This is a genomic window from Microbacterium sp. 69-10 (genome assembly GCF_001897945.1).
Lineage (GTDB): Bacteria > Actinomycetota > Actinomycetes > Actinomycetales > Microbacteriaceae > Microbacterium.
This window is the reverse complement of the sequence record NZ_MKRT01000025.1, coordinates 139,978-151,240: the sequence shown is the minus strand read 5'-3', so window position 1 is coordinate 151,240 and position 11,263 is coordinate 139,978. Positions and strand designations below refer to the sequence as shown.

11 protein-coding genes, 1 tRNA gene and 1 pseudogene are annotated in these 11,263 nt (G+C 70.4%); 6 read left to right on the top strand and 7 right to left on the bottom strand.

All coding sequences use genetic code 11. The annotated features are described in order from the left end of the window. Both BGN97_RS13775 and BGN97_RS13770 read right to left on the bottom strand, forming a co-directional pair. The coding region (locus tag BGN97_RS13775; protein ID WP_292702597.1) for a metallophosphoesterase at positions 1 to 659 on the bottom strand (659 nt) is incomplete at its 3' end. A gap of 154 nt (positions 660 to 813) precedes the next feature. After that, positions 814 to 1,317, bottom strand: a complete 504-nt coding sequence (locus BGN97_RS13770; RefSeq protein WP_292702595.1) for a glutathione peroxidase — start codon at positions 1,315 to 1,317, stop codon at positions 814 to 816. A gap of 61 nt (positions 1,318 to 1,378) precedes the next feature. On the opposite strand from BGN97_RS13770, the gene dusB reads away from it, so the two are divergent. From dusB to BGN97_RS13745, 5 genes are all read left to right on the top strand, one after another. After that, on the top strand, positions 1,379 to 2,530 hold the full coding sequence (gene dusB, locus BGN97_RS13765; protein WP_292702593.1) for a tRNA dihydrouridine synthase DusB: 1,152 nt from the start codon (positions 1,379 to 1,381) through the stop codon (positions 2,528 to 2,530). Beyond that, positions 2,523 to 3,884 carry a deoxyguanosinetriphosphate triphosphohydrolase gene (locus BGN97_RS13760; RefSeq protein WP_292702591.1) on the top strand — a complete coding sequence of 454 codons (1,362 nt, stop codon included), beginning with the start codon at positions 2,523 to 2,525 and terminating at the stop codon, positions 3,882 to 3,884. The genes dusB and BGN97_RS13760 overlap by 8 nt, the downstream gene beginning before the upstream one ends. Then, positions 3,884 to 5,746 carry a DNA primase gene (gene dnaG, locus BGN97_RS13755; RefSeq protein ID WP_292702590.1) on the top strand — a complete coding sequence of 621 codons (1,863 nt, stop codon included), beginning with the start codon at positions 3,884 to 3,886 and terminating at the stop codon, positions 5,744 to 5,746. The genes BGN97_RS13760 and dnaG overlap by 1 nt, the downstream gene beginning before the upstream one ends. A gap of 34 nt (positions 5,747 to 5,780) precedes the next feature. After that, positions 5,781 to 6,545: an ATP-binding cassette domain-containing protein gene (locus tag BGN97_RS13750; protein WP_292702589.1), complete on the top strand. Its 765-nt coding sequence runs from the start codon at positions 5,781 to 5,783 to the stop codon at positions 6,543 to 6,545. A gap of 89 nt (positions 6,546 to 6,634) precedes the next feature. Beyond that, positions 6,635 to 6,710: transfer RNA gene (locus BGN97_RS13745), tRNA-Asn, on the top strand. A gap of 130 nt (positions 6,711 to 6,840) precedes the next feature. Here BGN97_RS13745 and BGN97_RS13740 read toward each other — a convergent pair. Further along, entirely contained in the window at positions 6,841 to 7,083 is a 243-nt protein-coding gene (locus BGN97_RS13740) for a hypothetical protein (RefSeq protein ID WP_292702587.1), read from the bottom strand. A gap of 224 nt (positions 7,084 to 7,307) precedes the next feature. After that, positions 7,308 to 7,874 carry a peptide deformylase gene (gene def, locus BGN97_RS13735; protein WP_292702584.1) on the bottom strand — a complete coding sequence of 189 codons (567 nt, stop codon included), beginning with the start codon at positions 7,872 to 7,874 and terminating at the stop codon, positions 7,308 to 7,310. 83 nt (positions 7,875 to 7,957) lie between these two features. Here def and BGN97_RS13730 point away from each other — a divergent pair, with 83 nt between their 5' ends. After that, positions 7,958 to 9,058, top strand: coding sequence for a DMT family transporter (locus BGN97_RS13730; RefSeq protein WP_292702619.1), 1,101 nt, complete (start codon positions 7,958 to 7,960; stop codon positions 9,056 to 9,058). Here BGN97_RS13730 and pgl read toward each other — a convergent pair. The 3 genes and pseudogenes from pgl to BGN97_RS13715 form a co-directional block, all read right to left on the bottom strand. Continuing rightward, positions 9,052 to 9,837, bottom strand: coding sequence for a 6-phosphogluconolactonase (pgl, locus tag BGN97_RS13725; RefSeq protein WP_292702582.1), 786 nt, complete (start codon positions 9,835 to 9,837; stop codon positions 9,052 to 9,054). The genes BGN97_RS13730 and pgl overlap by 7 nt on opposite strands. Positions 9,838 to 9,842: 5 nt before the next feature. Further along, positions 9,843 to 10,778, bottom strand: a complete 936-nt coding sequence (locus BGN97_RS13720; protein WP_292702580.1) for a glucose-6-phosphate dehydrogenase assembly protein OpcA — start codon at positions 10,776 to 10,778, stop codon at positions 9,843 to 9,845. Further along, positions 10,775 to 11,263: pseudogene (locus BGN97_RS13715) on the bottom strand (glucose-6-phosphate dehydrogenase); the annotation flags it as partial. The pseudogene BGN97_RS13715 and the gene BGN97_RS13720, both read right to left, overlap by 4 nt.

Genomic DNA, 11,263 nt, shown 5'->3' with positions numbered 1-11,263 from the left:
GCTTCGGAGCCAGCGGCGGCGGCTCCGTCGGCTGGTCGTTCGCCGTGAGGTCGATGCCCAGGTCGCGCGCGTACACGACACGCGTCTGGATCGACACGTCGTCCCCGTTCTCGGTCAGCTCGAAGACTCGGCCGCCGCGGAGGCTGTTGCGCTCGGCCCGCCGCGTTGTCGGCGTTGACGTTGTAGTCGTACGAGCGGTAGATCTTCAGCATCCCGGCCTCGTCGACACCCGACTCGGGCAGCGAGTCCTCGTCGTGGTTGCCGTAGGTCACGGCCCACGGGATGCGCCGCGACTCCATCGGCCAGACGACGTTGTTGATGGCCTGCTTGACCTCGAGGCGCGACGCGCAGCCGCCGGAGATGACGTCGCCGTTGATGACCACGAAATCGGGCTTCTCCTGGTCGAGCACCTTCTCGATCAGCTCCACCGTGCGCCGGTCGGTGAGCTCGTCATCCTGCGTGTCGTTGAACTGCACGACCTTGAAGGTCCCGTCGGGACGGAACCGCAGCTCCCGCGCCTTCGGACCGGCCCGGCCGGACGGCGCGGCGGGCGGGGTCGTGCCGGCACTCGCGGCCACAGCGGCCAGGGCGTCGCTGACGGCGCCGAGCGCTCCTGCGGTCAGGACGGTGCGCCGGCTCAGCGGAAGTCGATCAGACATTCATGGGCTCCTTCGTCTCGGGCGATGCATCGCCGCCGAGACGGTAGGAGCCGGAGATGGCCGCCGGCCGACGGGAAGGTGAACGCGACACCCGGCCGGAGCGCATGAGCGCCTGAAGCGCGCATGAACGACGGCCGAACGCCCGATGCCGGGCTCAGCGCCCCGCAGCCACCAGGGCGTCCTCGATCGCGGACACGATCTCGGGGGCATCCGGCTTCTGCTTGGGACGGAACCGCTGCACCGAGCCGTCGGCGGAGACCAGGAACTTCTCGAAGTTCCACTCCACGCGTCCGGCCTTGCCGCCGGCGTCCGAGGTCTGCTTGAGCGCCTTGTACAGCTCGTGGGCGTTGCGGCCGTTGACCTTGACCTTGCCGTTCACGGGGAACGTGACGCCGTACGTCGTGGAGCAGAACTCCAGGATCTGCTCCATCGAGCCCGGCTCCTGGCCCATGAACTGGTTGCACGGGAAGCCCACCACCGAGAAGCCGCGGTCGCCGTACTCGCGCTGCAGCTGCTCGAGCTGCTCGTACTGCGGGGTCAGGCCGCACTTGGACGCCACGTTGACCACCAGCACCACGTCCGAGCCGTAGTCGTCGAGCGTCTTCGCGGTGCCCTCCGCGTCGGAGAACGGGATCTGTCGCAGCGTCGTTTCGGTCATACTCCCCACCCTAATTCCGCCGCGCCCACCGGGCGCCGACGTCTGGGAGAATGGAGGGGACATGACTCTCGCCACCGCCACGACTCCCGCGCTCCGCATCGGACCGATCGACCTCGACGTACCCGTCGTGCTCGCCCCGATGGCGGGCATCACCAACACCGCCTTCCGTAGGCTCTGCCGCGAGTACGGTGCGGGCCTCTACGTCAGCGAGATGATCACCTCCCGCGCCCTGGTGGAGCGCAACGCCGTCACGATGCGCCTGATCCAGCACCACGAGAGCGAGACCACCCGGTCGATCCAGCTGTACGGCGTGGACCCGGCCACGATCGCCGAGGCCGTCCGCATCATCGTGGCGGAGGATCGCGCCGACCACATCGACCTGAACTTCGGATGCCCGGTGCCCAAGGTCACCCGCAAGGGCGGGGGAGCGGCGCTTCCCTGGAAGATCGGCCTGTTCGCCGACATCGTCGACCGCGCCGTCAAGGCCGCGGGTGACGTGCCCCTCACGGTCAAGATGCGCAAGGGCATCAACAAGGACCACCTGACCTTCCTGGAGGCGGGGCGGGCGGCGGAGGACGCCGGCGCGGCGGCCGTCGCGCTGCACGCCCGCACGGCATCCGAGTACTACTCCGGCCACGCCGACTGGAACGCGATCGGCGAGCTCAAGCAGGCGATCACCAGCATCCCGGTGCTCGGCAACGGCGACATCTGGTCGGCCGACGACGCCGTGCGGATGATGGCGGAGACCGGTGCGGACGGCGTGGTCGTAGGACGAGGATGCCTGGGCCGGCCGTGGCTGTTCGGCGATCTGGCGCGCGCGTTCGGCGGGGAGGGCGTGCAGGTCGACGCGACGCTGCAGTTCGTCGCGCAGGCGTTCCGCCGTCACGCGGAGCTGCTGGTCGAGTTCTTCGAGGACGAGGATCGCGGATGCAAGGACGTGCGCAAGCACGTCGCCTGGTACTTCAAGGGCTACCCCGTCGGCGGTGAGTTGCGGGCGGCGCTGGCACGCGCGTCCACCCTGCAGGAGATCGACGACCTGCTCGGCACCCTCGGCGATGCGCCCTACCCCGGCATCGGTGCGGAGGGGCAGCGCGGCCGTGCCGGATCCCCGAAGCGCACGGCTCTCCCGGAGGGCTGGCTGGACTCGCGAGAGATCGGCGAGGACGTGAGCGACATGATGCGCGGAGCGGAGATCGAGAACAGTGGTGGCTGACCCGGGGTACGGCGCCGCTGACGCCGAGCGCTTCTTCGCGGAGACGCACCGCTCCGAGCGCAACGACTTCTCCCGCGACCGCGCCCGCGTGCTGCACTCGGCGGCGCTGCGGCGGCTCGCCGCCAAGACGCAGGTGCTGAGCCCGGCGTCCACGGCGGACTTCGCCCGCAACCGCCTCACGCACTCGCTCGAGGTCGCGCAGGTGGGCCGCGAGCTCGCGACCGCACTGGGCGTCTCGGAGGACGTGGTCGACACGGCCTGCCTCAGCCACGACCTCGGGCATCCGCCGTTCGGCCACAACGGCGAGCGGGCGCTGAACGACTGGGCGTCCGACATCGGCGGTTTCGAGGGCAACGCGCAGTCGCTGCGCATCCTGACCCGGCTCGAGGCGAAAGTGCTCGACGATCAGGAGCACTCGGTAGGACTGAACCTCACCCGGGCGAGCCTCGACGCGACGTGCAAGTACCCGTGGACCATCGACAACCCGCTGCCGGATCCGGGCGGGCGGCTGAAGTTCGGGGTGTACCCGGACGACGAGCCGGTCTTCCACTGGATGCGCGAGGGGGCGCCGGGACGCCTGCGCTGCATCGAGGCCGAGATCATGGACCTCAGCGACGACATCGGGTACTCGGTGCACGACTTCGAGGACGCGATCGTGAACGGCTACCTCGACGTCGCTCAGCTGTCCGATCCGGTCGAGCACCATCCGCTCGTCGGGCGGATCCAGCAGTGGGTCGGCTACGACTACACCCGCGAGGAGCTGGCGGACGCGCTGTACCGCCTGACCCGTCAGCCCATGTGGCTGAAGACCTTCGACCGCTCGCGGCAGGACCTCGCGCGGCTGAAGAACCTCACCAGCGATCTGATCGGCCGCTTCGCCCGCGCATCCGTCGCTGCGACCCGCGAGGCGTATCCGGGGCCGAACCTCGCGCGCTACAGCGGGCACGTCGTCGTGCCCCGCGTCGTCGAGACCGAGATCGCGGTGCTCAAGGGCATCATGGGGCAGGCGATCGTCACGATCGACGCCCGCAAGGGCGTCTACAAGGAGCAGCGTCGCGTGCTCACGCGCCTCGCGGACGCGCTGTGGTCGACGGACTCCCTGTGGTCGGCCGGAGCCGACGCCCTCGAGCCCGCCTTCGCCGCCGACTTCCTCGCGGCGACCACGGATGCCGAGCGCGCGCGTGTGGTCGTGGACCAGGTCGCCAGCCTCACCGACCAGACCGCCGTCGACTGGCACAACCGACTGGTCGGTGAGATCGACCCCGCCGAGGTGGGCATCTGGACGCCCCGCCACGCCCGCCCCGGAGCGCACCGCCGCCCCGCGAACCGGGTGGTCGTCGAAGGGGCCGTCTGATGCCCCGGATCCTGCAGGCGGACGTCGAAGAGGTCAAGTCCCGCACCAACATCGCTGACATCGTCGGTGAGCGCGTCGCGCTGAAGTCGGCGGGCGTGGGCTCGATGAAGGGCCTGTGCCCGTTCCACGACGAGAAGAGCCCCAGCTTCCACGTGCGGCCGCAGGTGGGGTACTACCACTGCTTCGGATGCGGTGCCTCGGGAGACGTGTACTCGTTCCTGCGCGAGATGGACCACGTCAGCTTCACCGAGGCCGTCGAGCGGCTTGCGGGCCGGATCGGCTACGCGCTGCATTACGAGGACGGCGGTGCAGCGCCGGAGACCAGTGGTCGCAGCAGGCTGTACGCGGCCAACTCCGCTGCAGCGGAGTACTTCCGCGGCCAGCTGCTGAGCCCGGAGGCCGAGAGCGCCAGGCGGTTCCTGGGGGAGCGCGGCTTCGACGCGGGCGCCGCCGCGCACTTCGGGGTCGGCTACGCCCCCAAGGGCTGGGAGAACATGACCAAGGCCCTCACCGCGCAGGGTTTCACCCGCGAGGAGCTCACCAACGCGGGGCTCGTCTCGGCGGGGCAGCGCGGTGTCTACGATCGCTTCCGCGGCCGGGTGATCTGGCCCATCCGCGACGTCACCGGGCAGACGATCGGCTTCGGCGCGCGCCGGCTCTACGACGACGACAAGGGCCCGAAGTACCTGAACACCCCGGAGACGCCGCTCTACAAGAAGACGCAGGTGCTCTACGGGCTCGACCTCGCCAAGCGCGACATCGCCCGCGGAGACCCCCGTCGTGTGGTGGTCGTGGAGGGCTACACCGATGTCATGGCGTGCCATCTGGCGGGCGTGACCACCGCCATCGCCACCTGCGGCACGGCCTTCGCCGCCGAGCACATCAAGGTGCTGCGCCGGGTGATGGGCGATGACTCGGCGGCCGGTGAGGTGGTCTTCACGTTCGACGGCGACGAGGCGGGGCAGAAGGCCGCGCTGCGCGCCTTCTCGGAAGACTCCCGCTTCACCGCGCAGACGTTCGTGGCCGTGGCGCCGGACGGGCTCGACCCGTGCGACCTGCGCCTGCAGCGGGGGGATGCCGCGGTGCGCGGCCTCATGGATGCCAAGGTGCCCATGTTCGAGTTCGCGATCGACCGCAAGCTCGCCGGCTACGACCTCGCGACCGTGGAGGGGCAGGTGGGCGCGCTGCGCGCCGCCGCGCCCATCGTGGCGGAGATCCGCGACGAGCTGCTGCGGCCCGGTTACGAGCGCGTGCTGGCACGACGGCTGGGCATGGACCCGACGGCCGTGCACCATCAGGTGCAGCGTGCGGCGCGGGGAGCCGCGGCATCCGAGCGGGAGCCGCAGCGTGCACCGCAGCAGTCGGCATCCGAGACGGGCGCGGAGCAGATCGCGCGGGTGCGTCTCGCCGACCTGCCGCGCACGGCGGACGTCGCCATCGAGCGGGACGCGCTGATGGGCATGCTGCAGTACGGGCACCAGATCGATCAGGCGCTGCTCGATCGCGCCGTGGCCGAGCAGTTCCGGCATCCGGGCCTCGACGCCGTGCGCGAGGCGATCGCCGCCGCCCCGGACCGGACCCGGGTCGGCTGGGCGACGACCGCGGCGGATGCCGTGCGCGAGCCGTACCGGAGCCTGGCGGGCGAGCTGCTGATGATGCCGTTCCCCGCGAAGGACGAGGAGCGCGCACTGGTCTCGGCGACGGACCTGTGCCGGCGCCTTCTGCTGCGGGCGATCGACCGGGAGAAGAACGAGCTGCTGGGCGCCGTGCAGCGCGTGCCCGCCGACTCCGACGGCGGTCGGGCGCTGCGCGTGCGACTGCGGGATCTGGATCAGGAGCGGCTGCGCTTCGTCGAGTCGTGAGCGTCTGAGCGGTTTCACCAGGCAGGATGGATGCATGCCCGCCAGTGACGCCGCCATCGACTGCTCCGATCTCGTCATCGATCGGATCGGGCACGGTGGCGTGACCCGCGCCGTGGACGGCGTCACGTTCACGGTCCGGGCGGGCGAGCTGATGTGCGTCGGCGGCGCCACGGGTTCGGGCAAGTCCACGCTCGTGTCGGCACTGGCCGGGTACGGCGACGCGTCACTCAAGGTCGCCGGCGGTCGTGCGAGGGTGTGCGGGGTCGACGTCCGCAGGCCCGGTCGCCGGCGCCGGATGCTGACCGCGCTGAGCGGGTACATCCCGCAGAGCGCTGGTGCGAACCTGCCCCCGCGGCTCACGGTCGGCGAGGTCATCTCGGAGCCCATCACCTCGCGGGAGAAGCGGGTCAACAGCAAGGCGCTCGCGATCAGGGTCGCGTCGCTGCTGGACGAGCTGCACCTGCCCCTGGGGGCCGCGGCGAAGTTCCCCTACGAGCTCAGCGCCGGCATGCGCCAGCGCGTCGCGATCGCCCGGGCCTTCATGCTGGAGCCGCACGTGCTGATCGCAGACGAGCCCCTCGCCAACCTCGACCTGGAGGTGCGCCCCGTGGTGTTCGACGCGATCACGCGTCGCCGCAACGAGCAGTCGATGGCGGCGCTGCTGGTCACCAACGACGCCGCGTTCATCCGCGAGCTCGACGCGGAGGCGCTGATCCTGCGCAGCGGGCACGTTGTGGCGCGGGGGATCGGCAAGGACCTGCTCTGGTCGCCCAATTCCGAGGCGGATGCCGCGCGCTGAACGCGCCACGCCCGGGACGTCGCCCGTGTTCGGAGCATGGCGCGGAGTTTGCTAAGCTGAACGAGTTGCCCGCACAGCGGGGAACGTGATCCTCGGTAGCTCAATTGGCAGAGCAGCCGGCTGTTAACCGGCAGGTTCTTGGTTCGAGTCCAAGCCGGGGAGCCAACTCCACCGAAACCCCGCTCTCGTAGCGGGGTTTCGTCGTGTCAGGGACGGATCTCCGCGGTCGCCGCGGAGACGATGCAGGGGAAGCACGAGCAGCATGCTTCCCCCGCGTCGAGAGCGTCGGTCTGGATCAGATCAGGCGCCGGAGCCCTTCACAGCCGTCGGTGCCGATGCGGATCGCTGCCATTAGACCTGTTACGGTGCCATCCACTGGCCATTTCATACGGAGGGTTGAAATGCGTATCAGGAAGACGATCGGCGGGGGAGCAATCGCCGCAGGGGCGCTCGCGCTCATCATGGCGCTGGGAGTAGCCACGGCGGCGGCGGCGGCGCGATATACCTCAGGAGCGTACTGGTCGAAGTCAGAGTGCATCGCGGCTCAGAATGCAACCGCTGCTGGTGGTGGCAAGATCGCCAGGGCATGCTACGTGAGCGATTCTGGCATCTGGAGATACTGGTGGGATGCTACCCGGAAGAAAGGAACGGGGCACTGAAGCGCTGTTCATAATAGAAGATCGCGGATGATCGCGATCGGGTAACGACTCGTTGTGATGCCCCTCCAGCCGTGGAGCTGTTGGGGCATCACAAGTCCGGGGGTCAGCCTTCGAGGTCGTCGACTCCGGGCATCCAGCTCGCGCCGCCGCGCGCCCAGCCCCGCTTGCGGGCGATCTTCTGCACGGTCTTCCAGTCGCCGTCCGACAGGCGGTCGATGTAGAGGATGCCGTTGAGGTGGTCGAACTCGTGCTGCATGATGCGCGCCCGCCAGCCGTCCACCTCGATGCGCACGGGTGCGCCCTCGAGGTCGATGCCCGTGACCATCACGCGGTCGGAGCGGCGCAGCGGGAACCGCTCGCCGGGGAACGACAGGCATCCCTCCGACTCCTCGTCCGGGTCGGGGGAGCCGGGCTCGGGCGGCGTCATCCAGAGCACGGGGTTGATGACCTCCCCGCGCCACGGCCGGTCCTCGTCGTCGACGTAGGTGTACACGTAGATGCGCAGCGCGACGCCCACCTGGGGGGCGGCCAGGCCCACGCCCGGTGCGACGTCCATGGTCTCGTACATGTCGGCGACGAGCGTCCGGATCTCGTCGGTGATCTCGGAGACCTCGGCAGCGGGAGCATGCAGCACGGGGTCGCCCATGATGCGGATCGGAAGAACAGCCACGCCACAACCCTACTGGGCGCGTTCGGCCCGGAGGGGAGCGTCGGGCCGGGTAGGGTGAAACAGTGCAGCTTGGGGTGGGAGTCGTGACAGGAGTGAGCGATCAGCTCATCGGCGTGTTCCAGAACCCCGCGCTGCTGCTGGGCATCCCGCTGGCACTCGCGGGCGCCGTGTTCATGTCGCTCGGCGCGCAGTACCAGCACCGCGGGGTGGAAAAGGTCGAGAAGCTGACCGGCACCGAAGGGGCCTCCGGGCTCACCGGCGCCCAGATCAAGGGGCTGCTGACGCGGCCGTCCTGGATCATCGGAACGCTCATGCTGGGCTTCGCCGTGATCTGCCAGCTGAGCGCCATGGCCATCGCGCCGCTGATCGTCGTGCAGCCGCTCGGCGCCGTCGCGCTGGTCGTCACCACTCTGCTGAACGCGCGGGTGTCCGGGCACACCCCGACGAAGAAGTCGCTGATCGCGATCGGCAGCTGCCTGGGCGGCATCTTCCTGTTCGTCGGCCTGGCGGCGTTCTACGCGGTGGAGCGCAAGATCAGCGACGAGGACCTGTTCACGATCCTCGCCATCCTGCTCGTGGTCATCATCGTGCTGGGCACGTGCTGGCTCATCCTCAGGCACCGCATGCGCGCGCTGTTCTACGTGATCGGCGCGGGCATCCTGTACGGCTTCGTCGCCACGCTGGCGAAGGCCGTGATCAGCCGCATCCAGAACGGCAACTTCGAGTGGCTGACCGTCGCGTGCGTCATCGCGCTGTTCGCAGCCGCCGCCGTCGGCGCCTACTTCGTCCAGTCGGCGTACAGCTCGGGCCCGCCCGACCTCGTGATCGCGGGTCTCACCGTCGTCGACCCCATCGTGGCCGTGCTCATCGGCGCGCTGGTGCTCGGTGAGGCATCCGAAGCGCCCCTGCCGGTGCTGATCCTGTTCGGGATCGCCGGCGCGATCGCCGTGTTCGGTGTGTTCGGCCTCGCCCGGTACCACCCGCAGGTGCTCAGCGAGAGTCAGGAGATCGCGATCCAGCGCGGGAGCGACACGGCGACGGGCGCCGGCGGAGATGCAGCCGCCCAGGGCATCGACACGGCGACCCACCGGCCCGGCACCTCCAGCCACGACGAAGGTGCGGCTGCCCACGGCGACGTTCCGGGGAGCCGATTCCCCGGAGCCGAATCGCCTGACGCTCAGTAGTCGCGGTCGATGAGCTCCGGTGCGACCTCGGCCGCAGCGGCCTCGTCGACGAAGAACACCGTGCGGCGCCGTCCCTTGGCTCCGGCGGCCGGCACGCTCGCGTAGCTGGCGCCCGCCAGCGCCAGGCCGAGGGCGGAGGCCTTGTCGGCGCCGGTCAGCACGAGCCACACCCGCTTGGAGTGGTTCAGCACCGGGCGGGTGAGCGTGACGCGCTCGGGCGGCGGCTTGGGGGAGTTGCGTACCGGAAGCACCGCGGCATCCGTCACCGTCACCTCCTGACGGTCCGGGAAGAGCGAGGCGATGTGGCCGTCGGGGCCGACGCCCAGGAAGCACACCGCGAACGACGGCCACGCCTCGCCTGAGCGGCCGAAGCGCGCCAGCTCCGCCGCGTACGCCGCGGCCGCCTCGTCCAGGCTCAGTCCGTCCGAGGGCGCGGCGACCTCGTGGATGTTCTCCGCGGGGATGTCGAGACGATCCAGCAGGGCGCGGCGGGACTGCAGGGAGTTGCGGTCGGGGTCGTCGCGCTCCACGAAGCGCTCGTCACCCCACCAGAAGTGCACCAGCGACCAGTCGATCGCGGCGACCCGCTCATCGTCGGCGGCGGCGGCGAGCACCGCGCCGCCCATCGAGCCTCCGGTCAGGCAGATGTGCGCGACGCGGCCGTTGCGAGTGCGCGCGACGACCCTGGTCAGGAACCGATCCGCGACGCGCGTGGCCAGACTCGCCGGGGTCGGCTCCACGACGACGCTCTTGATCGATCCCTGCACCGTGGTCACCATCGACCTCACGCTCCCTTGTCTGCGGGGCCCAGCCGCTCCCAGCCCTCCGTGATGACCCGACCGTACAGCACATCGGCGTCGAGGCGGCGCAGCTCCTCCGCGAGGCACTCCCGCAGCGTACGCCGCGGGAGGTGCAGCTCGTGGTCGGGCTGACCGGGCTGGGTGAGCACGGCCGTGCCGGGCTCGGGGCGCTCGAGCAGGATGTCGCCGCTGGCGCGGGTGAGGCGCACCGACTTGATGCCCTCCTGCCAGTGCTCCGGGTCCTCGTAGGACCAGCTCACCGGAACGTCCAGCGCCATCCGCAGCCAGGCGGCCAACAGGGCCGTCGACGGCGAGGCCGCGGCACCGTGCACCTCGACGGCGGTGACGCGCTCGAACGGCGGCTGGTCCAGCACGGCTGCCAGCTGCTCGCGCCAGTGCGTGAGGCGGGTCCAGGCCAGGTCGGTGTCGCCGGGTGCGTGGGTCCTGCCCAGCAGGGCGAGACGGTCCCGCACATCGGGGGAGGTCGCCGCATCCGTGATGCGGCGCTGGGCGATGCGCCCCAGCGGCGCGTTCGCGGCATCCGTCGGCGCCTCCTCCGGCCACCACGCCACGACGGGCGCGTCGGGGAGCAGGATGCCGGTGACGAGACTCTCGGCGTTGCTCGCGGCGTCGCCGAAGGCGCGCAGCACGACGACCTCGCTCGCGCCGGCGTCGCCTCCGACGCGGATCTGCGCGTCGAGGTGCGCTTCGCCCTCACCGGTGATCAGAACGATCACGCGCATGGGGTGCTCGCGGGACGCGTCGTTGGCCGCGTCGATCGCGGGCTCAGCCACGCCGTTGCGGGCGATGATGAGCAGGGTCAGCACGCGCCCGAGGGCGACGGCGCCGCCCTCCTCGCGCACCTTCACCAGCTGCTTGGCGACCTGGCTGACGGTGGTGTCGGGAAGGTCGATGATCATGGGCGTCTCCAGACTCGTCCGTCGCGGGCCAGCAGGGCGTCGGCGGAAGCCGGGCCCCAGGAACCGGGCGCGTACTGCTCCAGCGGTCCGTGCAGCGAGGCCCAGTACTGCTCGACCGGGTCGAGGATCTTCCAGGACAGCTCGACCTCCTCGTGGCGGGGGAACAGTGGCGGGTCACCGAGGAGCACGTCCAGGATCAGGCGCTCGTACGCCTCAGGGCTGGCCTCGGTGAAGGCGTGGCCGTAGCCGAAGTCCATGGTCACGTCGCGCACGTTGGCGCCGCTGCCCGGCACCTTCGAACCGAACCGGATCGTGACGCCCTCGTCGGGCTGCACGCGGATCACGAGGGCGTTCTGGCCGAGCTCCGAGGTCTGCACGCGGCCGAACAGGTGCTCGGGGGCGCGCTTGAACACGACCGCGATCTCGGTCACGCGGCGGCCGAGCCGCTTGCCGGTGCGCAGGTAGAACGGCACGCCGGCCCAGCG